This window comes from Streptomyces sp. R21, from assembly GCF_041051975.1.
Lineage (GTDB): Bacteria > Actinomycetota > Actinomycetes > Streptomycetales > Streptomycetaceae > Streptomyces.
Genome location: NZ_CP163435.1, coordinates 8,715,084 through 8,736,385, shown reverse-complemented (window position 1 = coordinate 8,736,385; position 21,302 = coordinate 8,715,084). Strand labels below are relative to the sequence as shown.

General features: G+C 70.5%; 23 protein-coding genes. 8 read left to right on the top strand and 15 right to left on the bottom strand.

The window, feature by feature from the left end:
* Nucleotides 1-67: 67 nt before the first annotated feature.
* The gene (locus tag AB5J56_RS39075) at nucleotides 68-979 is read right to left on the bottom strand and encodes a LysR family transcriptional regulator (RefSeq protein WP_369240195.1); all 912 of its coding nucleotides are present in this window, start codon (nucleotides 977-979) and stop codon (nucleotides 68-70) included.
* Between the two features lie 151 nt (nucleotides 980-1,130).
* Between AB5J56_RS39075 and AB5J56_RS39070 the strand changes: the two genes are divergently transcribed.
* From AB5J56_RS39070 to AB5J56_RS39050, 5 genes are all read left to right on the top strand, one after another.
* Nucleotides 1,131-2,066 carry an NADP-dependent oxidoreductase gene (locus tag AB5J56_RS39070; protein WP_369240193.1) on the top strand — a complete coding sequence of 312 codons (936 nt, stop codon included), beginning with the start codon at nucleotides 1,131-1,133 and terminating at the stop codon, nucleotides 2,064-2,066.
* 27 nt (nucleotides 2,067-2,093) lie between these two features.
* Nucleotides 2,094-2,735 carry a Type 1 glutamine amidotransferase-like domain-containing protein gene (locus AB5J56_RS39065; RefSeq protein WP_369240191.1) on the top strand — a complete coding sequence of 214 codons (642 nt, stop codon included), beginning with the start codon at nucleotides 2,094-2,096 and terminating at the stop codon, nucleotides 2,733-2,735.
* A gap of 21 nt (nucleotides 2,736-2,756) precedes the next feature.
* On the top strand, nucleotides 2,757-3,200 hold the full coding sequence (locus AB5J56_RS39060) for a carboxymuconolactone decarboxylase family protein (RefSeq protein WP_369240189.1): 444 nt from the start codon (nucleotides 2,757-2,759) through the stop codon (nucleotides 3,198-3,200).
* 177 nt (nucleotides 3,201-3,377) lie between these two features.
* On the top strand, nucleotides 3,378-3,623 hold the full coding sequence (locus tag AB5J56_RS39055) for a hypothetical protein (RefSeq protein WP_369240187.1): 246 nt from the start codon (nucleotides 3,378-3,380) through the stop codon (nucleotides 3,621-3,623).
* Between the two features lie 78 nt (nucleotides 3,624-3,701).
* Nucleotides 3,702-4,202, top strand: a complete 501-nt coding sequence (locus AB5J56_RS39050; RefSeq protein WP_369240185.1) for a DinB family protein — start codon at nucleotides 3,702-3,704, stop codon at nucleotides 4,200-4,202.
* Nucleotides 4,203-4,313: 111 nt separating this feature from the next.
* Here the strand turns inward: AB5J56_RS39050 and purU are convergent, their stop codons facing one another.
* The 6 genes from purU to glyA are packed head-to-tail and all read right to left on the bottom strand — an operon-like array spanning nucleotide 4,314 to nucleotide 11,509.
* The gene (gene purU, locus AB5J56_RS39045; RefSeq protein ID WP_369240183.1) at nucleotides 4,314-5,180 is read right to left on the bottom strand and encodes a formyltetrahydrofolate deformylase; all 867 of its coding nucleotides are present in this window, start codon (nucleotides 5,178-5,180) and stop codon (nucleotides 4,314-4,316) included.
* Nucleotides 5,180-5,815, bottom strand: a complete 636-nt coding sequence (locus AB5J56_RS39040) for a sarcosine oxidase subunit gamma (protein WP_369240181.1) — start codon at nucleotides 5,813-5,815, stop codon at nucleotides 5,180-5,182. The genes purU and AB5J56_RS39040 overlap by 1 nt, the downstream gene beginning before the upstream one ends.
* Nucleotides 5,808-8,660, bottom strand: coding sequence for a sarcosine oxidase subunit alpha family protein (locus AB5J56_RS39035; protein ID WP_369240179.1), 2,853 nt, complete (start codon nucleotides 8,658-8,660; stop codon nucleotides 5,808-5,810). Before AB5J56_RS39035 ends, AB5J56_RS39040 begins: the two co-directional genes overlap by 8 nt.
* Nucleotides 8,657-8,953: a sarcosine oxidase subunit delta gene (locus tag AB5J56_RS39030; RefSeq protein ID WP_369240177.1), complete on the bottom strand. Its 297-nt coding sequence runs from the start codon at nucleotides 8,951-8,953 to the stop codon at nucleotides 8,657-8,659. Before AB5J56_RS39030 ends, AB5J56_RS39035 begins: the two co-directional genes overlap by 4 nt.
* A gap of 34 nt (nucleotides 8,954-8,987) precedes the next feature.
* Entirely contained in the window at nucleotides 8,988-10,208 is a 1,221-nt protein-coding gene (locus tag AB5J56_RS39025; protein WP_369240175.1) for a sarcosine oxidase subunit beta family protein, read from the bottom strand.
* A complete protein-coding gene (gene glyA, locus AB5J56_RS39020) occupies nucleotides 10,205-11,509 on the bottom strand; it encodes a serine hydroxymethyltransferase (RefSeq protein WP_369240173.1) in 1,305 nt (434 codons plus the stop codon). Before glyA ends, AB5J56_RS39025 begins: the two co-directional genes overlap by 4 nt.
* Nucleotides 11,510-11,603: 94 nt before the next feature.
* Between glyA and AB5J56_RS39015 the strand changes: the two genes are divergently transcribed.
* Nucleotides 11,604-12,275 (top strand): GntR family transcriptional regulator, encoded by a 672-nt coding sequence (locus AB5J56_RS39015; RefSeq protein WP_369240171.1) that lies wholly within the window; start codon nucleotides 11,604-11,606, stop codon nucleotides 12,273-12,275.
* Between the two features lie 54 nt (nucleotides 12,276-12,329).
* On the opposite strand, the gene AB5J56_RS39010 is transcribed toward AB5J56_RS39015, so the two are convergent.
* From AB5J56_RS39010 to AB5J56_RS38995, 4 genes are all read right to left on the bottom strand, one after another.
* Complete coding sequence (locus AB5J56_RS39010; RefSeq protein WP_369240169.1) at nucleotides 12,330-12,614, bottom strand: hypothetical protein; 285 nt, start codon at nucleotides 12,612-12,614, stop codon at nucleotides 12,330-12,332.
* Nucleotides 12,615-12,758: 144 nt separating this feature from the next.
* On the bottom strand, nucleotides 12,759-13,094 hold the full coding sequence (locus AB5J56_RS39005) for a hypothetical protein (protein WP_369240167.1): 336 nt from the start codon (nucleotides 13,092-13,094) through the stop codon (nucleotides 12,759-12,761).
* Between the two features lie 158 nt (nucleotides 13,095-13,252).
* On the bottom strand, nucleotides 13,253-13,726 hold the full coding sequence (locus AB5J56_RS39000; protein ID WP_369240165.1) for a hypothetical protein: 474 nt from the start codon (nucleotides 13,724-13,726) through the stop codon (nucleotides 13,253-13,255).
* Nucleotides 13,727-13,801: 75 nt separating this feature from the next.
* A complete protein-coding gene (locus tag AB5J56_RS38995; protein ID WP_369243047.1) occupies nucleotides 13,802-14,185 on the bottom strand; it encodes a transposase family protein in 384 nt (127 codons plus the stop codon).
* A 313-nt stretch (nucleotides 14,186-14,498) separates the two neighbouring features.
* Between AB5J56_RS38995 and AB5J56_RS38990 the strand changes: the two genes are divergently transcribed.
* The gene (locus AB5J56_RS38990; protein WP_369240163.1) at nucleotides 14,499-15,998 is read left to right on the top strand and encodes an MFS transporter; all 1,500 of its coding nucleotides are present in this window, start codon (nucleotides 14,499-14,501) and stop codon (nucleotides 15,996-15,998) included.
* Between the two features lie 92 nt (nucleotides 15,999-16,090).
* On the opposite strand, the gene AB5J56_RS38985 is transcribed toward AB5J56_RS38990, so the two are convergent.
* From AB5J56_RS38985 to AB5J56_RS38975, 3 genes are read right to left on the bottom strand one after another with little or no spacing between them, the layout of a single operon-like run.
* Nucleotides 16,091-18,106, bottom strand: coding sequence for an FtsX-like permease family protein (locus tag AB5J56_RS38985; RefSeq protein WP_369240161.1), 2,016 nt, complete (start codon nucleotides 18,104-18,106; stop codon nucleotides 16,091-16,093).
* A gap of 30 nt (nucleotides 18,107-18,136) precedes the next feature.
* Nucleotides 18,137-18,820, bottom strand: coding sequence for an ABC transporter ATP-binding protein (locus tag AB5J56_RS38980; RefSeq protein WP_369240159.1), 684 nt, complete (start codon nucleotides 18,818-18,820; stop codon nucleotides 18,137-18,139).
* 19 nt (nucleotides 18,821-18,839) lie between these two features.
* Nucleotides 18,840-19,211, bottom strand: coding sequence for a DUF4333 domain-containing protein (locus AB5J56_RS38975; protein WP_369240157.1), 372 nt, complete (start codon nucleotides 19,209-19,211; stop codon nucleotides 18,840-18,842).
* A gap of 149 nt (nucleotides 19,212-19,360) precedes the next feature.
* Here AB5J56_RS38975 and AB5J56_RS38970 point away from each other — a divergent pair, with 149 nt between their 5' ends.
* Nucleotides 19,361-20,545, top strand: coding sequence for a sensor histidine kinase (locus AB5J56_RS38970; protein ID WP_369240155.1), 1,185 nt, complete (start codon nucleotides 19,361-19,363; stop codon nucleotides 20,543-20,545).
* A gap of 21 nt (nucleotides 20,546-20,566) precedes the next feature.
* Here the strand turns inward: AB5J56_RS38970 and AB5J56_RS38965 are convergent, their stop codons facing one another.
* Nucleotides 20,567-20,878, bottom strand: coding sequence for a hypothetical protein (locus AB5J56_RS38965; protein ID WP_369240153.1), 312 nt, complete (start codon nucleotides 20,876-20,878; stop codon nucleotides 20,567-20,569).
* Nucleotides 20,879-21,302 lie beyond the last annotated feature (424 nt).

Below are 21,302 nucleotides of genomic sequence, written 5' to 3'. Positions count from 1 at the left end.
TGCACCGCCGTTCCGGTTCCCGGGAGGCTGCCCGGTGGACGCTTGCCGGTCTACGCACGGATCGGCGTCAGCGGCGGATGGCGCGATGGACCCGGGTGGCGACGTCCTGGGCGGCCTGGTTGAAGGCGTGGATCTGGGGCGCGGCGTTGGTGACGAGCCAGGTGGGCACCCATTCCAGGGGTGGTGCGTCGCTGAACGGAAGATAGGCGACGCCGGGGCGCGCGTAGAAGCGCGACACCTGGGCGCCCATCACGAAAGCGCCTTCGCCCGCGTCGATCAGAGCCAGGGCCTCCTGGAGTGTTTCGAACTGCGGACCCGATTCGACGGGGTGGCCGTGGGGCGTGAGGCCGGGTGTGCGATCCGCGCGCCAGTAGTCGGGGAACGCATCGGCCACCTGCAGCATCTTGACCGCGACGAGGTCTTCCAGCGAAACGCTGTCACGGCGAGCGAGCGGGTGCCGGGAGGAGACTCCCAGCACCCGGGTTTCGGAGAACAGGACCGGTCCGGTGACCATGTCGGGTTCGCTGTGCGGCAGGCTTACGACCAGAAGGTCGACATCGCCCGCGCGCAGCCGCCGGAGGCAGTCGACGATCTGCAGTTCCCTGGGCCGGGCCTGCCAACCGGGGTGGCGCTGGTCGAACAGCTGGGCGGCCTGGACCATGAGCTGCCCCGCGGCGGCGCCGAGGAAACCGACCTGGAGCACACTGCGGACGCCCCGCGCGGCGTTGGTCGCCTTCTCGAGTCCGGCCTCGATCTGGTCATAGCCCGGGCGCAGATCGTCGTGCAGCCGCTGACCGGCCTGAGTGAGGCAGACATGGCGGCTGCTGCGTTCGAACAGTGGCGTCCCGATCTGGCGTTCCACCTTCTTGATGGTCTGGCTGATCCGGGCGGTGGTCACGTGCAGACGTTCTGCCGTGCGGCCGAAGTGCAACTCCTCGGCCAGCGTCAGGAACGCCTCAAGTTCAAGCCGCTCCAGCACATACCCCTCCGGACGTTAAACCCACCTTAACGACCGTTGCACTATCTCACCTTGTTGGCGCATCCGGCGCATAGAAGCCTGAACCTGTTCATCCCCACACGGCCGGACCACGACGGACGGCGTGTCAGATACCAAGATAAGGAACGTCACTATGCGTGCCATCGGTCAGGACTCTTTCGGCGGACCGGACGTCCTGAAGATCATTGAGGTGCCGCGCCCCGTGCCCGGCCCCGCCGAGGTGCTCGTCCGGGTGCATGCCGCCGGGGTGAACCCGACCGACTGGTGGCACCGGGCCACCGGCGGGCTGGCGGGCGATACCCCGATCCGGCTGGGCTGGGACGTGTCGGGTGTGGTCGAAGCCGTCGGACCGGGTGTGACCCTGTTCCAGCCCGGCGACGAAGTGTTCGGCATGCCGCGCCAGCCGGCTCCTGCGGGGACCTACGCCGAGTACGTGGTCTCCCCGGCGCGGCACCTGACCGCCAAGCCGGCCGGGCTCTCCCATGTCGAGGCCGCCGCACTCCCCTTGGCCGCGCTCACCGCCTGGCAGGCCCTGGTCGACACGGCCGACGTCCGTCCCGGCCAGCGGGTGCTGATCCATGCCGTGGCGGGCGGCGTCGGACACCTGGCCCTCCAGATCGCCGTGGCGCGCGGCGCGTATGTCATCGGCACCACGCGCACCGCCAACCACGACTTCGTGCGAGGTCTGGGTGCCGACGAGGTCATCGACTACACCCGCACCGACTTCACCACCGCCGCCCGCGCCATCGACGTCGTGATCGACACCATCGGTGGCGACTACGGGCCGCGCTCCCTGCAGACCCTGCGCCCGGGCGGCCTCATCGTCTCGCTTGCCTCCCCTGCCGAGGTGCACCTGACGGCCGAGGCCCGAGCCCTTGGACTCCGCTCCACCTTCATGATCACCGAAGCGGATCAGGCGGGGATGCGGGAGATCGCCTCCCTCGCCGCATCCGGCCGACTGCGCGCCCGTATCGACACCGTCCTGCCGTTGGAGCAGGCGGCCAAGGCCCACGAGATCGGCGAGGCCGGCCGTACCGCCGGAAAGATCGTCCTCACCGTCTCCGCCTGACCTCCCCCTTGTCACGAGAGCAGGCCCATGCGTTTGTTCCTTTCCTCCTGGAAACTCGGGGACACCCCCGAACTGCTGGATGACCTCGTCGGAGACGCCCGGACCGCGGCCGTCGTCGGCAACGCGCTGGACGCCCTTCCCGACCCGCAAAGACGGCAGGCCACCGGGCGGGAGGTCGCGATGCTGCGCGACCGCGGCTACCAGGTGACCGAGGTGGACCTGCGGGACCACTTCGGTGATCCGGGCGCACTCGCGGAGCGCTTGTCCGGCTTCGGGTTCGTCTGGGTCCATGGCGGCAACCCGTTCGTCCTGCGTCGGGCAATGGCCCTCAGCGGCGCCGACGAGATCCTGACCGGCCTGCTGCGGCGCGACGCCGTCGTCTACGCCGGCTGGAGCGCGGGCGCCTGCGTCCTGTCGCCCAATCTGCATGGTCTCGAACTCGTCGACGACCCCGCGGACACCGTCACCGCCTACGGCCGGCCGGCGCTCTGGGAAGGACTCGGCCTCCTGGACTACGCATTCGTCCCCCACTACCGCTCGCCGATCCCCGAGAGCGAGCCCATCGAGCGCGTCGTGAAGCGATACGTCGCCGAAGGAGTGCCCTACCGCGCCCTCCGCGACGGCGAGGTCGTCATCGTCGACCGACCGTCGACTACTGCAAGCCGATAACCCCACTCAAAGGAGAACACCATGACATCTGTACGACTCCCGGTCGACAAGCTGGCCCCGCACATCAACCGCGCACTCAACTCGCTCGACGCGGCCTCCCGGAAAGTCAGCCTGGAGCCCGCGCTGCTGGAACTGGTGCGGGCACGCGCCTCCCAGCTCAACGGCTGCGCCTACTGCGTCGACCTGCATACCCGGGACGCGCGTACGGCCGGGGAGACCGAGCAGCGGCTCTACGCACTGCCCGTGTGGCGCGAGACCCCGTTCTTCACCGACCGCGAACGGGCCGCCCTGGAGCTGGCCGAGGCGGCGACCCGTCTTACCGAGGGCCCCGTCACCGACGAGGTTTACGGCCGGGCGGCCGCCGAATTCACTGAGGTCGAACTCGCCGAGCTGATCTGGACCATTACCGTGATCAACGCCTGGAACCGGCTCGGTGCCACAGCCCGGCCCTGGCCGCTCGACTGAACCGACCGGGACGGGGGAGTCAGCACACGCCGCGGAGGCCCGCGGGGATGCGTCGGCGCGCAGGCCGACGCGTCCCTCGGCCGTCGATGCCAAGCCCACGACGACCGTCCTCCAACCTGCTCCGCCCGTGGGGCGGCCGAGGTCTGCCGGATCTGGCCGACCGTGCACCTTGACGACATGGCCGGCCTCTACCTGCGCGCCCTTACCGACGCCTCGGCGGGATCCTTCTATTTCGTCGAGAACGGCGAGGCGTCGTTCGGCGACATCTTCGCCTCGCTCGCTTCGGCGCTCGACCTCGGCCCCGTGCGGCCCTGGGACGCGGACGCCGCCGTCGCCCTGTGGGGGCACGAACTCACCTTGTACGTACTTGCCTCCAACAGCCGGGTACGGGGCGGGGGCGCCGAACTAGTACTCCAGCTGTAGATCGTGATCTTCGTGCTGGATAGCTACGCAGCAGCACCGGTCGGGGAGCTGTCCTCGTGATCCAGTAGCGTCCGGGACATGACAGCCAACCAGTTCTCGACCTCTACCGAGCGGGAAGCCCTCTGCGGCTTTCTCGACAAGCAGCGCGCCGATCTGCTTCGGAAGGTCGACGGTGTCTCTGACATGGATGCCCGCATGACTCCGACGGTGAGCTCGTTGTCCTTGATGGGCCTGCTCAAACACTCGGCCCTCTGGGAGCGCAGGTGGTTTCAGATCATCGTTGCGGGACGGGCACTTCCCAACGAGTGGCCCGAAGAGGAGGTCCCGGACTGGAGGGACGAAGACTTCCGTGTCGACGAGCAGGACACGGTGAAGCACTGGACGGCCTTCTTCGAGGAACAGGTGGCCATCTCACGGGAGATCGTCGCCGACATGTCACTGGAGGCTCCGTGCAGTCGCCCCGACCTGGCGGAGCGGAACCTGCGCTGGGTCCTGCTCCACATGATCGAGGAGACTGCCCGGCACGCCGGTCATGCGGACATCATTCGTGAGAGCCTCGACGGCAGCCGCGGTATATAGCGCTCCGCCGCAAGCGTTCGCGCCATGGGTGATTGAACTCCGCGGGCCGCATCGCCGTGTGGTCCAGGCAGCCGAAGGACGCCTCCGGGTGTGGGCCGCGGCCTCCAACCGTCAGCGCAGCACCACCGTGCGCCTGCCCTGGACGAACACGCGGCCTTCGCAGTGCCAGCGGACCGCTCGGGCCAGGGCCGCCGACTCCGCGTCGCGGCCGATGGCGGCCAGGTCGTCGGGGGTGTGGCTGTGGTCGGCGCCGATGACCTCCTGGGCGATGATCGGGCCTTCGTCGAGGTCGGCGGTGACGTAGTGGGCCGTCGCGCCGACGAGCTTGACGCCGCGGTCGTGTGCCTGGTGGTAGGGCTTGGCGCCCTTGAAGCTCGGCAGGAACGAGTGGTGGATGTTGATCGTCCGGCCGGCCAGCCGGGCGCACAGGTCGTCGGAGAGCACCTGCATGTAGCGCGCCAGCACGATCAGGTCGACGTCGAACGAGTCGATGATCTCGAGGAGTTGGGCTTCGGCTGCGGGTTTGGTCGCGGCGGTGACCGGCACGTGGAAGAACGGGATGTCGTGCCAGGTGACGAGCGCCTCGTGGTCGCGGTGGTTCGAGACCACCGCGACCACGTCGATGGGCAGGTCACCGCTGCGGGTGCGGAAGAGCAGGTCGTTCAGACAGTGGCCGTAGCGGGACACCATGACCAGCACGCGGCGCCGGGTGCTGACCGGTTCGACGTGCCATCGCATGGCGAAGGGAGCGGCCACGGCGGCGAAGTCGCGGCGCAGGGTCTCGGTGGTGTTCTCGCCGCCGGACGTGGCGAACTGCACCCGCATGAAGAAGTGGCCGTCGCGGCGGTCGCCGAACTGCTGGTTGTCGATGATGTCGCTGCCGTGCTCGACGAGGAACCGCGAGACGGCAAGGACGATGCCGGGAGCCTCGGGGCAGTCGAGGGTGAGTACGTGCTCAGTACTGGGTGACGTGCTCATCAGGACACCTCCGGGCCGTGGTACTCGCTCATCGCGTCGATGAGCCAGCGCGCCAGGTAGTCGGCGAACGAGGAGCGCGGGAGCAGGCGGTAGGCCGGCTGGTCGTCGACCTGCCAGAGCAGTACGGCGACGGGGCCCACCGTGGTGGACACCGCCCGGCCGGGTTCGAAGGACCGGGGATGCAGGTCCAGCGGGCAGCCCTTCTCCAGCACCTGCCGAGCGGAGGGGCCGCTCAGCTCCAGCGTGGTGCGGTTCGCCGAGACGTCCACGACCGAGCCCGGGTCTTCTCCGAGTACCTCTCGCAACTCGGCGGCCACGGCGGTCTCTTCGGCCTCGGACACCACGAGCCATTCGTCGGGGCCGAGCCAGAGGACCGTGTGAGGGCCGGACGCGGTGGTGTGGCCGCACCGGCGCGGGAGCGGGGCCCCCAGGGTCTTCTCGATGCGGTCGGCCGCCTCGGAAGCGGGGTCGACACGCAGGTTCACCATGGTGAGGAACGGCCGCTCGGTCAGCGCGACACCGCGGGCGCCGGTGACGGTGGCGGCCCGCATCCGCTCCTCCAGATGGGTCAGGGGGCTGGTGCGCAGTGCCACCGGCCCGGCACCTGCGCCTGCCTCGTTCGTCGGCTCAGCCATCGCGCTTGGTCCCTTCGGGGTCGTAGAGGACGAAGTCGGTCACCTCGACGGGCACCAGGTCATCGCCCACCGGGGCGAGCAGGGTCGCGCCGATCCTTGCCCGCCCGTCGGCGACGAGGGCGAGGGCGAAGGGGCGGCCGAGGGCCGGACTGTGGTAGCTGGAGGTGACGTGGCCGAGCATCGGCACGGGCACCGTCTCCAAGGTGGTGTCCGGCGCGATGAGTTGGGTGCCCTCGGGCAGCCGGGTCGTGCGGTCGCTCGGCAACAGGCCGACCAGCTGCTTGCGGTCCGTGCGGGAGGTGTCGGCGCGGGAGTGGGACCGCTTGCCGATGAAGTCCTTCTGCTTGGAGACCACCCAGGACATGCCCGCGTCCTGCGGGGTGACGGTGCCGTCGGTGTCCTGGCCGACGATGATGTAGCCCTTCTCGGCCCGCAGGACGTGCATGGTCTCGGTGCCGTACGGGGTGATGTCGTACGGCCGGCCGATCGCGTACACCTCCTCCCAGACCGTCAGGCCGTACCACGCGGATACGTTGATCTCGTAGGCGAGTTCGCCGGAGAAGGAGATCCGGCAGATGCGGGCGGGGATTCCGGAGGCCAGGGTGGTCTCGCGGAAGGCCATGAAGGGGAACGCCTCGGCGGACAGGTCGAGGTCGGGCGCGAGGTGGGCGACGACGTCGCGCGACCGGGGACCGACGACGGCGATCGTCGTCCACTGCTCGGTCACCGAGGTGCAGTGGACGTCGAGTTCGGGCCACTCGGTCTGCAGCCACTCCTCCAGCCAGTCCAGCACGCCGGCGGCACCGCCGGTCGTGGTGGTCATGAAGTAGCGGTTGTCGTCGAGGCGCAGCGTCACACCGTCGTCGAAGATCATGCCGTCGGGCTTGCACATGACGCCGTAGCGGGCCGTGCCGGGCTTCAGCTTCTTGAAGGCGTTGGTGTAGATGCGGTTGAGGAACTCGCCCGCGTCCGCGCCCCAGATCTCGATCTTGCCGAGGGTGGAGGCGTCCATGAACGCCACCCCCTCGCGGGCCGCGCGGCACTCACGGGACACGGCCGTGTCCATGTCCTCACCGGGCTGGGGGTAGTACCGGGGGCGCTTCCACTGCCCGACGTCCTCGAACTCCGCCCCGCCCGCGACGTGCCAGCTGTGGATGGAGGTGGTCCGCTCCGGGTCGAACAGCTCGCCACGCTCGCGTCCGGCCAGGGCGGCGAAGGCGATCGGCGTGTACGGCGCCCGGTAGGCCGTGGTGCCGATCTCTCCGAGCGAACCGCCGAGGGCCTCGGCGATGACGCCGATGGCGTTGACACCGGACGTCTTGCCCTGGTCGCCGGCCGTGCCGAGCGAGGTGTAGCGCTTGACGTGCTCGACGCCGCGCATCCCGGCGCCGGTGGACCGCCAGACGTCGGCGACGGTGACATCGCGCTGCAGGTCCACGAAGTGCGTGTCCCAGCTCCCCGGTTCGCCGTCGGGCGCGGGCACCAGCCACAGTGCGCGGATGTCGGGGCGCGCGTCGCCGGAGGCCGCCGCGGGCACCGGAACGGGGAACCCGGACTCGGTCGCCGCCCGTGCACCGGCCCGCGCCCCTTCGGCCAGACAACCGTCGAGGTCGTACGTCCCGCGGGCCGCACCGACGACCTGCTGGTCCCGCACGGTGCCGTCGGGGACGAACGCGACCAGATCCTCGTCCCAGCGCAGCCGGCCCTGGCGTTGGCTGTGCAGATGCACCACGGGGCTCCAGCCACCCGACACGGCGAGCAGGTCACAGGCGAACGACTGTGGTTCACCGGTCAGTCGGCCATCGGCGTCGAGAGCCTGGACGGTGACGCCGGTGAGCCTGCGGTCGCCCGAAGTGTCGACCACCGCGCTGCCCGTCAGCACCCGCACCCCGGTCGCCACGGCCACTTCGGCGGCCCGGTCGGACTGCTCGGGGCGCGCGTCCACGACGGCGGCGATGTCGATGCCGGCGGCGTGGAGATCTGCGACGGTGTCGTACGCGCTGTCGTTGGTCGTGCTCACCACGGCTCGCGAACCGGGCGCCACGGCGTACCGGTTGAGGTACGTGCGCACCGCCGCGGCGAGCATCACGCCTGGCCGGTCGTTGGCGGCGAAGACCAGCGGACGCTCGTGCGCGCCGGTCGCCAGGACGACCTGGCGAGCCCGTATGTGCCACAAGCGCTGGCGCGAGACGCCTTCGGGCGCGTGGGTTCCCAGATGGTCGGTGCGTCGCTGCAGGGCCAGCACATAGTTGTCGTCGTACGACCCGAAGGCCGTGGTGCGCTGCAGTACGACGACCTCGGGGGCGGCGTCGAGTGCCGCTTTGACCTCGGCGACCCACTGGAGGCCGGCCTCCACGCCGGAGAGCAGCGAGCCGCCGGGCTCGGGCTGTTCGTCGAGGAGGACCACGCGGGCACCGGAGTCCGCGGCAGCGGCGGCGGCCGCGAGCCCGGCCGGTCCGGCGCCGACGACCAGGACGTCGGTGTGGACGTACTTCTTGTCATAGACGGCGGGGTCGGCGGTCGGGGCGAGCCGGCCCATCGCGGACAGCGTGGTGGCGGACAGGCCGTCGTACAGCTCCACGGTCGTGGCCGGGAGCATGCCCTCCGAGCATGAACCGTCGAGCTGCAACAGGGCGTTGGGTTCCTCGACGCCCGCGGCGACGATGCCGCGCGGGCGGCCGCGGTAGAGGGAGGGGGCGACCTCGGCGAGGCCGTTCGCCAGCATCGCCGAGGCAACGGTGTCTCCGGGGTGCCCGGTCACCTCCCGCCCGTCGACGGTGAACCGCAGCACGGCGGAACGGTCGACGCGGCCTCCCTCCCGGAGCCGGAAGTGCTGGTCGGTCATCGGTTACCTCCGGCCTGGGGCAGTTCGGGGCGTGGCTCGTCGAGCCGGTAGGCGGCGAGCAGCTCGTTGGTGACGGTGTCGCGCAGGACGTTGAACCAGCGGCGGCAACCGGTGCTGTGCATCCACCGCTCGGCGAAGGGGCCCTTGGCGTTGTCGCGGTAGAAGACGTACTCGGCCCACTGCTCGTCGGTGAGGTCCGCGGGGGTCTCGGGGTAGGGGACATGGGCCTGTCCCCCGTAGTGGTACTCGGTCTCGTCACGGGGACCGCACCATGGGCAGCTGATCAGCAGCACGGCGTCCTTCTCTCAACAGGCTTTCAGCGGGCGTTCAGTGGGCCACGGCCGCGGCGCCGTGTTCGTCGATCAGGGCGCCCGTCGTGAAGCGTTCGAGCGCGAAGGGGGCGTTCAGTGGATGCGGTTCGCCCGTGGCGATGGTGTGCGCGAAGGTCCAGCCGGCGGCCGGGGTGGCCTTGAACCCGCCCGTGCCCCAGCCGCAGTTGACGTAGAGGTTCTCGACGGGGGTGGCGCCGATGATCGGGGAGGCGTCCGGGGTGACGTCGACGATGCCGCCCCAGGTCCGCAGCACATGGGCGCGGGCGAAGACGGGGAACAGCTCGACGGCGGCGGCCATCTGCTGCTCGATGACGTGGAAGGAGCCGCGCTGCCCGTAGCCGTTGTACGAGTCGACGCCCGCGCCCATCACCAGCTCGCCCTTGTGGGCCTGGGACACGTAGACGTGCACGTGGTTCGACATGACCACCGTCGGGTGCACCGGCTCGTGCAGTTCGGAGACCAGCGCCTGGAGCGGATGGGACTGCACCGGCAGCCGTACGCCCGCCCGCTCGGCCAGCACACTGCTGTGCCCGGCGGCAGCCAGGCCGACCCGGCCGGCCAGGATGCGGCCGCGGTTGGTCTCGACGCCGACGACCCGGTCGCCGTCCTTCAGGAAGCCGGTGACCTCGCAGCCCTGGATCAGGTCCACGCCCAGCTCGTCGGCCCGGCGGGCCAGCGCCCAGGCGACGTGGTCGTGCTTGGCGATGCCCGCCCGCGGCTGGAAGGTGCCGCCGAGGACCGGATACCGGGTGCGGGGCGAGACGTTGACGATGGGGCAGACCTTGGCGACCTCGTCCGTGTCGAGCCACTCGGCGTCGACCCCGTTCAGACGGTTGGCGTTGACCCGGCGCATGCTCTCGCGGACGTCCTGCAGGGTGTGCGCGAGGTTGAGGACCCCGCGCTGGCTGAACAGGAAGTCGTAGTCCAGCTCCTCCGGGAGCCGCTCCCACAGCTTGAGCGCGTGCTCGTAGATCGCCGCGCTCTCGTCCCACAGGTAGTTGGAGCGGATGATCGTGGTGTTGCGGGCCATGTTGCCGCCGGCCAGCCACCCCTTCTCCAGGACCGCGACGTTGGTGATGCCGTGGTTCTTGGCGAGGTAGTAGGCGGTGGCCAGGCCATGGCCTCCCGCGCCGACGATGACGACGTCGTACGAGGAGCGCGGATCGGGGTTGCGCCAGAGGAAGTCCGGGTGCTCCGGCAGCGCCTCGGTGGTCATGCCGCGTCTCCGTTCAGGTGGGGGTACAGGGGGAAGGCGGAGGCGAGCTTCTCGACGCGGGCACGCAGTTCGTCGTCGGGCCGGTCACCCTTCAGGGCCTCGGCGATGATGTCGGCGACCTCCCGGAACTCGGTCTCGCCGAAGCCCCGGGTGGCCAGGGCTGGCGTGCCGATCCGCAGCCCCGAGGAGACCATCGGCGGACGGGGGTCGAACGGCACCGCGTTGCGGTTGACGGTGATACCGATGCGGTGCAGCCGGTCCTCGGCCTGCTGCCCGTCGAGCGCGGAGTTCCGCAGGTCGACGAGGACCAGGTGGACTTCGGTGCCGCCGGTCAGCACGGTGATCCCGGCCTCGGCGACGTCGTCGGCCAGCAGCCGTCCGGCGAGGATCTTCGCGCCCCGCAGCGTGCGCTGCTGGCGCTCCTTGAACTCCTCGCCCGCCGCCACCTTGAAAGCCACCGCCTTCGCCGCGATGACGTGCTCCAGCGGGCCGCCCTGCTGCCCCGGGAAGACCGCGGAGTTGATCTTCTTGGCCAGCTCGGCACGGCTGAGGATCACCCCGCCGCGCGGGCCGCCGAGGGTCTTGTGGGTGGTGGTCGTGACGACGTCGGCATACGGCACCGGGCTCGGGTGCAGTCCCGCGGCCACCAGCCCGGCGAAGTGCGCCATGTCCACCATCAGATAGGAGCCCACCGCGTCGGCGATCCGCCGGAACGCGGCGAAGTCCAGCCGACGCGGGTAGGCCGACCAGCCGGCGACGATCATCTTCGGCCGGTGCGCGAGCGCGAGCTGTTCGACTTCGTCCATGTCGATGCGCAGGTCGGACTCGCGCACGTGGTACGGCACGACGTTGTACAGCTTGCCGGAGTAGTTGAGGCGCATGCCGTGGGTCAGGTGCCCGCCGTGCGCCAGGTCGAGGCCGAGGATGGTGTCGCCAGGCTTGAGCAGCGCGAACATCGCGGCCGCGTTGGCCTGGGCACCCGAGTGCGGCTGCACGTTCGCGGCCTCGGCGCCGAACAGTTCCTTCACCCGGGCGATGGCCAACTGCTCGATGACGTCGACGTGTTCGCAGCCGCCGTAGTAGCGGCGGCCCGGGTAACCCTCGGCGTACTTGTTGGTCAGGACCGAGCCCTGCGCCTCCATGACGGCGGCCGGCGCGAAGTTCTCCGAGGCGATCATCTCGAGCGTCGACTGCTGGCGGTGCAGCTCGGCGTCGACGGCGGCGGCGACATCCGGGTCGACCTCGCTCAGCGGGAGGGAGAGAGGGGAGGCGAGCGTGGTGAGCGACGGGTTCGTTGCCATCTGTGCACCATCCTGAGAGCCAACTAATCAGCAACTGATATATCAACCTCTGCGGTAAGGTATGGGAGCTCGCCGGACAGGTCAAGGGGGCCTCATGCAGCACGTGGCGACCGAACCCAGGGTCGAGAGCGAGGAGCTGTCCCTCGCCGAACGCGCCTACCGCGCCATCCGCGACCGCCTCGTCATGCTCGAGATCCGCCCGGGCGCGCCGATCAACGAGGAGCAGCTGGGACAGTCCCTCGGCGTCGGACGGACACCGGTGCGCGAGGCGCTCAAGCGGCTCCAGTACGAGCGCCTCATCACGACGTACCCCCGCCGCGGCACCTTCGCCACCGAGGTCAACATCACCGACCTGGCCCACATCTCCGAGGTACGCCAGGAGCTGGAGCCCCTGGCCGCCGCCCAGGCGGCGCGACGCGCCACCGCGGCGGATCGCGCGACCCTGACGGCCCTGCACGCGGAGCTGGAGAGCGCGGGCTCCCCCCGGCAGGACGCCGATGAGCTCATGCGCCTGGACCTTCGCGTCCATCGCGCCATCTACGCCGCCACGCACAACCCGTACCTGGAGGACACCCTCGTCCGCCACGACAACCTGGCCACCCGCATCTGGTGCCTGTTCATCGACCGTCTGTCCGACATGGCCGGCCATGTCGAGGAGCACGGACCCTTGATCGAGGCGATCGTCGCCGGTGACCCCGAGACGGCGGCACAGCTCGCGCGCAGCCACGTCGAGGGCTTTGAACAGGCCATTCGCGACGCCATCTGAGACGCCGTCCCAGCTGTCTCAGCCGTCCCAGCCCGCTCAGCCCGCTCAGCCCGCTCAGCTGCCCTGGCCGTCCCGGCCGCCCGCCGGACAGTCCCGGTTGTCGACGGGAGTCAGTGCGGGCGCCCCGCGGCGCCCCCGGCCGCAGACGGGGTTGCCCGCCAGGGTCGTCCACACCTGCGGGCCGCCTCGTTTCCGTCCGCCCTGGTACCGCAGGTCGACTTCCCGTACGCGGGCGTGGTCGTTGTCCCTGGCGGCGGCGCGGGCCTCCGCCAGGGCCGCCGAGGCCGGGAGTGAGGTTCGCCGGACCGGGCATGACGACGCGGCGGATGAGCAGGGCACGGAGGCTGGCGGGCAAGGCGTGGAGATCGAGGACGTCCGTCGCCGTGATGGCGGACACGGCGGTGGCGCCGCCCGGAAGCAGGTCGAGCAGGCCCTCCTCGGCGAGCGCCACCAGCCCCGCGCTGACGACCCGGCGCAGCGCTCCTATGACGGGGTCGGTGGTGAGGGGGCGCCCGGCGGAGCGTCGGGCGATGTGATCCGGGGCTCGGCGGGGATGGCGGGATGGCCGAGTGCCCGTACGCCCTGGGCGTTCGAGTCATTGTCAGGGCCGCAGATGGCCGGGATGTCGTACGACGGTCGAGGTACGGCGATCCGGGTGAAGGGGGTTGCCGACGGGGTCCATGTGGTGGACCAGGCCAGCAGCGCGTCGCGGAGGCGGGGCACGTCGGGCGCGGCCTCCGCGGGAGTTGGGCACCGGAAGGCGGAGACCGTGCTGGTCTCCCGATCCGGCAGGACGTCTACGGGCCTGGAAGTTGCCATGTCGATGGGGACGGTGCCGTAGGTCCGCCCCTTGCGAAAGGCGATCTCATCGACACCAAGTATCCGCGGTGCCCGGTGCGGGGTCGTGTCCCACTGTGTGGTGTAGCCGTCTCGCAGCCAGCCCGGATCGCGGGGGCGCGCGCCTCCGCCCGAGGGTCTCAGAGGGCCTGCCACACATCCTTGTTGATGCCCAGGTCTTCTCGGGCCCGCTCGTGGTACGTGTTCAGACGCTCATGGAGGTAGCCAAGCACGGGCGGAGGTTCATGCATGCGGGCTTTTTCCTCCATCTCCCACAAGGCCATGTTGACTCCATGGGCAGCCACGATGGCCGGAGGATCTGCCAGCAGCACAAGCGCTTCGAAAAGAGCCGAGCGTCTGCGCTCGCCTTCCTCCATCGATGCAAGGAACTCCTTGTAGGCATCAGAGTCTTCCTCCGCCAGCCGAGCGAATTTTGAGGCGTCAGCCACCTCCTTTACGCACGCGGCGTACGCGATGTACGTGTCGAGCTTTCGCTCGTCCCAGCGCGTTGCCATCGTGCGTCGGTGCTTGGCCCGTTCGGCCAGGGCGACGGACAGGTACGACGTCAGGGCCCCGACCAGCACACCGGCCAGCGTCACTATCTGAGCGATCATGGCCATGACCGTATCGCCAGGAGAGCGCGCTGAGCGGGCCGTTTGGGCCACCGTCAAACGCACGTCCTGGCACGGCTACACCACTCCGCGGGACACCATCCGGTGCGGCGTGGGCGGTATCGCATGCAGCCTCAGGAGCGCGGTCCGCCCGCCTTGAAGCCGCAGCTTCCCGCGGAGACGCTGACCGGGACGGCCGCCAAGCTCTGCCGCAACCGCCCTCATGGCTGACCGCGCCGCCATCGAAGAACGACGCCGTGGCTCGGTCAGGCCCGCTACCTTTTCCACGAACGTCCGGCGCCTGCACTGGAGTTGATCGCAGAAGAACCGTCGCACACAGAGACGGACGATCATCTTGTGCCTGCCGACGGACAACCCGGCAATGCGGCGCCAGTACCGGCTGCGGACCCGAGTCGCAGGACACTCGCACTGGGGCAACTTGCCAGGCGGGCCGCACCCCACTGCATCAATGATCGAGTTGCCATCAACGGCCACGACCTGCCGCACAGCGAGATTCAGGGCCCGGAAGAGGACCTCCTCAAACGCCACCGCCCGTAACAGGAGGTATGCCCTGGCGGAACCGTCCTGCAGGCCGGGCGTCACTGCCGGATGGTCCAGGTCTGTGGGGCTCTGCTACTTTGATTGGGTAGCGACGCGCGAAAATACGGTTCCCGGTATTGGTTAGTCCGGGCGGAGCCCGCGCTCCCATGCACACCAGATCCTGGTAGTGCCCGGTGCGTCTCTTTCTCTCCAGATCTTCGAGAAAGGGACAGTTGTGTCCGATATTCGCGTGGCCGACCTCACCGCAGACTCCGCCACCACCTCCTCAGTTTCCGCGGCCCCCGCCCCGTACCGGTGGCGCTGGATCGCGCTGGCCGTGCTGCTGATCGCCGAGGCCATGGACATGCTCGACGCATTGGTCGCGAACATCGCGGCGCCCTCGATCCGGGCCGACCTCGGCGGTGGCGAGTCCGCGATGCAGTGGCTCGGGGCGGCGTACGCGCTGGCCATGGCGGTCGGCCTGATCACCGGCGGGCGGCTCGGCGACATCGTGGGCCGCCGCCGGATGTTTCTGATCGGCGCCTCCGGCTTCACGGCGGCGTCGATGCTGTGCGCAGTGTCCGTCACGTCCGGGATGCTGATCGGCGCGCGCGGTCTGCAGGGCCTGTTCGGCGCGGTGCTGATCCCGCAGGGCCTCGGCATCATCAAGGAAATGTTCGACGGCTCCGAACTGGGGCGGGCATTCGGCATGTTCGGCCCGGTGATGGGCCTGGCCACGGTCGGCGGCCCGGTCCTGGCGGGCGCGCTGATCGACGCCGACTTCTTCGGTGCCGGCTGGCGCATGATCTTCGCCGTGAATCTGCCGTTGGGGCTGCTGGCCCTGCTCGGCGGATGGAAGTTCCTGCCCGAGTCACGCTACGAGATCCCGCCCCGCCTGGATCTCGTGGGCGTCGCGCTGGCCTCCCTGGCCGCCCTGCTGGTGATCTTCCCACTGGTGCAGGGGCGTGAACTGGGCTGGCCCGTCTGGACGTTCGCCTCGATGGCGGCCGGCCTGGCGCTCTTCGCCGTCTTCGGCCGGTACGAGTCCTGCAAAGCGCAGTCGGGCGGCGACCCGCTCGTCGTCCCCGCCCTGTTCCGCAAGCGCGCCTTCTCCGGCGGTCTGGTCGTCGGGGCCGTCCTCTTCGCCGCCCTGACCGGCTTCTCGCTGGTTCTCAGCCTGTTCCTCCAGGCCGGACTCGGCTATCCGCCGCTCAAGGCGGGCCTGGGCAGTCTGCCCTGGTCGCTCGGCATGATCCTGGGCTTCGCCGTCATCCAGATCTCCGAGAAATACGGCGTCGTCGAGCGGCTCGGCCGCAAGGTCATCCAGACCGGCGTGGCCGTCATGACACTCGGCCTGGCCCTCCTGATCCTCAGCCTGCACCTCACCCCCGCAACGGTGGCCATCGGGCACATCGCCCCGGCCCTGATCGTCGCCGGGCTGGGTATGGGTCTGGTGATGGGCCCCTTCTTCGACACGGTGCTCTCCGCCGTCGAACCCCACGAAACCGGCTCCGCGTCCGGCACCCTGACCGCCGTCCAGCAACTCGGCGGCGCCCTCGGCACCGCCGTACTCGGCACGGTCTTCTTCTCCGCCCTCGGCCATCAGCGCCCCACGCCGACCGGCTACACAACGACCATGACGATCACCTTGTGGAGCGGAACCGGCCTCCTGGCCATGGCCTTCCTGGCCTCCTTCCTGCTGCCCCGACCCGGCCGTCCTCAGCACGCTTCCTAGGCGGCCATACGCCCGGGACCGGCATCCATCCTCATCCGGCCGTAGCCGTCACGGAAACGCGGTCACACCCGCCTTCGGCCGTCGGTACGGCGTCAGTCCGCCATCTGGGCCGGACCCGCTGTCACCTTCCGCAGCAGCGGCCTGCTCCCGGCGATCGCGGCGAGCATGGCCAGGGTGCCGACGGCCACGCAGAGCACCAGTTCCACGGCACCGGAAGCGTTGATCGTGGTGCCGGCCGCCTTGTTGAGCTGCATGGCGCCGAAGACACCCATCGCGGTGGTGCCGCCGGCCAGCACGGCCAACGGAATGACGGTCTCGCGGACCCGGGCCCGGTCCAGCACCTCCAGCGGAGTACCGGCCAGCCGCAGCAGGCCGTACACCCGGCGCCGGTCGAGGACGTTCGCGGCAGCCGTGAGACCGGCGGAGGCGGCCGCGACGAGGAAGCTCAGCACCAGGGTGGCGGTGCTGACGGTGGCTACGCGGGCGGTGACCGTGTCGTCCGACGAGGACACGTACTCCTGAGTGAAGGGATATCTGCCCGAGCCGAGGGGCGTCAGGGCGGTGACAGCGGTGTCGACGCGCTCCTGCCCGCCGGAGACTTGGGCGATCACGCCGTCGACACCGCTCAGCAGGCTGTCGAAATCGTCCTCGCTCGCGACGGTGACGGTCGCCGTGACGCCCGCCCGGTGCAGAAGCGTGCGGGCCTCGGTGGCGGTGTGCCGGGCGCCGGCGGCGTTCGCGGTGATCACCGCGACCTGGCCGTGGTGGCTCGGACCTTCCAAGCCCAGAGTGCTGACGGAGAAGAACCCTGCCACGAACCCCGCGAGCACCAGGCCGCTGACGGTACGCCAGACCGCGCGCGGGTCGTCGCTGAGCCGGCGCCCAGCCAGCAGCGTGGCAGGACGCCTGGCGCGGCGGCTCACGATCCGGCCCAGCCGGTCCACGACCCAGGGACCGAGCAGCCAGAACGCGCCGTAGAAAAGCGCGAGCAGGGCGAGCAGCTGACGAGGCTTCAGCTGGCCGCTGTCGCCCGTGGTCATCCATATGTAGAGCAGGACCGCGACGAACAGCACCAGGCGGATCAGGCGGGTGCGGCGCGGGTTGGCCTGCTGGGCCACGCCCAGGGGCGAGGTGGCCACCTGGCGCAGCATCGTCACCGCGCTGACGGTGATCAGCGCCGTGACGGCCGCCACCACGGCCGCCAGCCACGGCAGTCCCACCCACAACCGGCCGGTGTACCAAACGCCGACGCCGTACGGGAGTTCGGCGAGCACCGGCAGCAGCACCGTGTAGGCGAGCGCGCCCGCCAGGGCTCCGGCAGCACCGACCGCGGCCGCCTCGACGGCGGTCATGGCGAGGATCTGCCGAGGCGTCGCCCCGGCCAACCGCAGTGCGGCGAGCCGCTGTTCGCGCCGGGCCGCGCCGAGCCGTCCGGCGGCCGAGGCCAGCACCACCACCGGCATGACGAGCAGCACCACCCCCAGCAGCACGGCTCCCTGGTCGACGCCTGTGAACGGGCTCGCCCTGGTACCGGAGAACCCGGAGACCAGGGCCCGCTTCGTCAGATCCGCGTCGTAATAGTTCTGCTCCCCGGCGGCCTTGGCGACAGCCGCGTCGCCGGGCGCCCGTCCGACCACCGCGACCAGCTCGTCGGGCGAGGCGAGACCGGCGGCGCCGATCGTGCCGTAGGACCTCACCTTCGGGAAGCGGTCGGCGAGTTGGCCGGCGGGGAGGTTGTGCAGCAGCTCTGCCAGGGCAGGCGAGACGTACACCCGGCCCTGCTTCGGGAAGCTCCTCAGGCCGGGCGGCGCGGGGGTCGCCGCCCGGCCGGGCAGGTGGGCCAGGTTCACGACGGTGACGGGTTCCTGGCGTACGTACGTCGTGGTCGTGGCCTGGACGGCCGTCGCCCGCTTCGCCGGTACGGCGTCGGGAGTGCGCCATGTGGTGTGGTCGGCGCGGGCGCCGGCACCGAGGGTGGCGGCGATCATCACCAGCAGGAGGAACGAGCCGACGGCCGCGGCGCCGGCCGCGAGCAACTGGGACTGCAGGCCGCGACGGCCGGAGGACCTGGCAAGGTGCAAGGTCAGGGGCAGGACGGGGGAACGCATGGGGACTCCGGGGGCTTCGGGCGAGGCGTCTCAGGAGACGGTGAACTGGCTGTGGCCGCTGATGCGGCCGTCGCGGACGTGGAGGATCCGGCCGCAGTGGGCGGCGACGTCGGCGTCATGGGTGACCATGACCAGGGAGGCGCCCGACTGCCGGGTGGCGGTGGTCAGCAGTTGGACCACCTCCGTGCCGGTGGCCTGGTCCAGTGCGCCGGTGGGCTCGTCGGCGAAGACCACGTCCGGCTCGACGGCCAGGGCGCGGGCGATGGCGACGCGCTGGGCCTGGCCGCCGGAGAGCTGGCCGGGCCGGCGGTGCTCCAGACCGTCCAGGCCGAGCGGTGCGAACCAGCGGCGGGCGCGGACGACGGCCTCGCCGCGCGGTATGCCCTCCAGTATCAACGGCAGGGCGACGTTCTCCTCGGCGGGCAGCTCCGGGAGCAACTGACCGAACTGGAACACGAACCCGAACCGCTTGCGGCGCAGGGCGCTGAGCCGGTTCTCGCCCAGATTGTCGACGCGTTCGCCCCGCAGCAGTACTTGGCCGTCGTCGGGGCGGATGATCCCCGCCAGGATGTGCAGCAGGGTGGACTTGCCGGACCCGGACGGGCCCATGATCGCCAGTGAGTCGCGCTCACCGACCTCGACGTCCACGCCGGCCAGTGCGGTGGTGGAGCCGTACTTCTTGACGAGGCCGTATCCGGCCAGAACGGTGCTCATGCTGTGCAGGGGCTCCTTCTCAGCGCTCGAACTTCCAGGTGACGCTGTTGGCGTCGGCCCTGATCACACGGACGGGGATCTCGACGGTGCCGCCGTCGCTCTTCTCGCCGGTGCAGGTGAGGGTGGCTTCGGCCACGGCCGTGAGACCGGTCGGGCAGCTGACGCCGGAGAGCTTGGCGCCGACCCAGGGCAGCGCGTGGTACTTGCTCTCGGTGCGGCCCGCGACGATGGTCGCCGCGAGCGCCCGGTGGCCGTCCACCGACGCGGTGCTGTACTCGTCGAGACGGCTGGTCGACTCGGTGCCGGCGAGCAGATGCGTGCCGAGACCGCCCAGCACGGTCACGGCGGTCACGCCGCCGACGACACCGACGAGGAACTTGCTGCGTTGCATCGTGTGCTCCTGGTGTCCGTGGTGAGGATGCGGCTCCACCCTCGCCCGCGGGCCCGGACACCCGCCTCGGCCGAACGGTCGGGGTCGGGGCCGGTCCCATGGCCATTCGGCCGATCCCGCCGCCGGGGGTCTCGCCTACGGTGATCGGCATGAAGTCCGTTTCCGCCCGGGGCTGCGTCCATGGCCTCGCCGTCGGTGTCCTGCTCGCCGCGTCCGTTGTCGACGTATTGCTCTACGCGGGCTCCGACGGAGCGAGTGTCCTGCCGACGGCCAGCCCGATCTGGCAGACCCTGGCCGTGGTGCTCGTCGGGCTGGCCGGCGTGCTGTGGCCGGCCGGGCGGCGGCCCGCGTGGCTCACTCCGCAGGTGCGCACCGCCGTGCCCGCTCTCGCCTCGGTCCTCCTCACCGCAGCTTCGCTGCCGGTCCAAGGGGACGTCGTCTTCGGCCCGGGCGAGGTGATGACCCTGCTGAGCCTGCTCTTCATCGCGGTACGGCACTGCCCGCCGCGCTGGGTCGTGGTGTGCGGCGCCCTCGACGCGGGCGCGCTGCTCGTCCTGCCGGTCCGCGGCGACGCGATGCTGAGCAGTGACGTGACGGGCCTGGAGATGATCGGCCTGCTGCTGGTCGGCCTCGTCGCCGGACTCGCGGGCTATCTGCGCTCGATGGACTATCGCCGCACCGTCGCCGTCAGCGAGACCCGGCGCAGCGAACGCCTGGCCATCGCCGCCGATCTGCACGACTTCGTCGCCCACCACGTGACCGGGATCCTCGTGCAGACACAGGTCGCCCGCATGATGGCGGACACCGGCTCCGACGAACTCGACCCCGTCCTCGCCGGTATCGAACGCGCCGCGACCGAGGCCCTCGCCTCGATGCGCCGCACGGTGGGCGTGCTGCGGAACACGGGTCCCGAGACGGCCGACCGCCGCCCGGTCGGCGACCTCGCCGGCATCGCCGACCTCCTCGACGGCTTCGCCATCCCGGGCCAGCAGGCCATCCTGCGCCGCGACCCCGCCGTGTCCGACGGCCTCCCCCATGAGGTGCAGGCCGCCGCCTTCCGGGTCGTCCAGGAAGCACTGACCAACATCCGCCGCCACGCGGCCGACGCCACGCACATCGAAGTCCGCCTGCGCGACGACATCGGCCGCCTGGCGGTGACGGTGGCGGACGACGGCCTCGGCGGCACCCAACTCCCGGTGGCCGCCCACGGCGGCGGCTTCGGCCTGGTCGGCCTCAAAGAACGGGTGACGGCGCTCGGCGGCGAACTGAACGCCGGGCCGCGGGTCGGCGCCGGGTGGGAGGTACGGGCGGTGTTTCCGGCGCGGAAGCCGTAAGGCGACGCGACGGAGGTATGGCTACGGGACGTCGACGACGAGGTAGCCGTCGATGCGGCGCAGGTGCTCGCTGTCGGGGTCGGGCGGGAGTGCGTGGCCGAGGTCGCCGGTGCGGACTTCGCTGATCCACTGGTCGTGCTGGTACTCGTGGTTGATGAGCGTGGTGAGCAAGTGGGTGGCGACGACGGCGAGTTGTGCGGGGGCGCCGACCCGGCCGCCTGCGATGTCCCCGATGCGGGCATGCACGCGTTCGGCGACGGTCTCGCGGAAGTCGGTGAGCCGTCTGACCGTGGGCAGCGTGCCGCGGAACTTCTCCGGATTCGCCGAGTTCATCCCTGATCTTGCGTGGGTGTCCCCGGCTGAAGCCGGGGACACCCACGCAAGATCAGGGATGGAAGGACAGCTCTATCTGCTCGGCGAACAGGCGTAACGAGTCCTACACGCCCAGTTCCTCGCCCTCGCCCAGCGCCATGTTCCCGCCGTGCGCCCGCAAGGGGCGATCTCCAGCGCGATGTCTCCCAGGGCGAACTGGCAGCCCGTCATCACCTGGACCCGCTGAACCGACCGGTCCACCAGATCATCGAATCGCTCACTGAGCGGGGGGCGTCGCGTTGAGTCGAACCTGGGTTCCTGTCAGCCTGCGCCGTCCAGGACCCGGCGCTGGAGTCGCTCGCGGAGTCCGGCTTCCTCGGGGGTGAGCGGGACGTCCGATGCACGCCGGTTTGAGCGGCAGTCGCAGCCCGTCCTCTTCGGCGTC

Coding starts and splice junctions, on each gene's coding strand:
- AB5J56_RS39070 (WP_369240193.1), top strand. CDS start 1,131: ATGCGTGCCATCGGTCAGGACTCTTTCGGCGGACCGGACGTCCTGAAG.
- AB5J56_RS39065 (WP_369240191.1), top strand. CDS start 2,094: ATGCGTTTGTTCCTTTCCTCCTGGAAACTCGGGGACACCCCCGAACTG.
- AB5J56_RS39060 (WP_369240189.1), top strand. CDS start 2,757: ATGACATCTGTACGACTCCCGGTCGACAAGCTGGCCCCGCACATCAAC.
- AB5J56_RS39055 (WP_369240187.1), top strand. CDS start 3,378: ATGGCCGGCCTCTACCTGCGCGCCCTTACCGACGCCTCGGCGGGATCC.
- AB5J56_RS39050 (WP_369240185.1), top strand. CDS start 3,702: ATGACAGCCAACCAGTTCTCGACCTCTACCGAGCGGGAAGCCCTCTGC.
- purU (WP_369240183.1), bottom strand. CDS start 5,180: ATGAGCACGTCACCCAGTACTGAGCACGTACTCACCCTCGACTGCCCC.
- AB5J56_RS39040 (WP_369240181.1), bottom strand. CDS start 5,815: ATGGCTGAGCCGACGAACGAGGCAGGCGCAGGTGCCGGGCCGGTGGCA.
- AB5J56_RS39035 (WP_369240179.1), bottom strand. CDS start 8,660: ATGACCGACCAGCACTTCCGGCTCCGGGAGGGAGGCCGCGTCGACCGT.
- AB5J56_RS39025 (WP_369240175.1), bottom strand. CDS start 10,208: ATGACCACCGAGGCGCTGCCGGAGCACCCGGACTTCCTCTGGCGCAAC.
- glyA (WP_369240173.1), bottom strand. CDS start 11,509: ATGGCAACGAACCCGTCGCTCACCACGCTCGCCTCCCCTCTCTCCCTC.
- AB5J56_RS39015 (WP_369240171.1), top strand. CDS start 11,604: ATGCAGCACGTGGCGACCGAACCCAGGGTCGAGAGCGAGGAGCTGTCC.
- AB5J56_RS39005 (WP_369240167.1), bottom strand. CDS start 13,094: ATGGCAACTTCCAGGCCCGTAGACGTCCTGCCGGATCGGGAGACCAGC.
- AB5J56_RS39000 (WP_369240165.1), bottom strand. CDS start 13,726: ATGATCGCTCAGATAGTGACGCTGGCCGGTGTGCTGGTCGGGGCCCTG.
- AB5J56_RS38985 (WP_369240161.1), bottom strand. CDS start 18,106: ATGCGTTCCCCCGTCCTGCCCCTGACCTTGCACCTTGCCAGGTCCTCC.
- AB5J56_RS38980 (WP_369240159.1), bottom strand. CDS start 18,820: ATGAGCACCGTTCTGGCCGGATACGGCCTCGTCAAGAAGTACGGCTCC.
- AB5J56_RS38975 (WP_369240157.1), bottom strand. CDS start 19,211: ATGCAACGCAGCAAGTTCCTCGTCGGTGTCGTCGGCGGCGTGACCGCC.
- AB5J56_RS38970 (WP_369240155.1), top strand. CDS start 19,361: ATGAAGTCCGTTTCCGCCCGGGGCTGCGTCCATGGCCTCGCCGTCGGT.
- AB5J56_RS38965 (WP_369240153.1), bottom strand. CDS start 20,878: ATGAACTCGGCGAATCCGGAGAAGTTCCGCGGCACGCTGCCCACGGTC.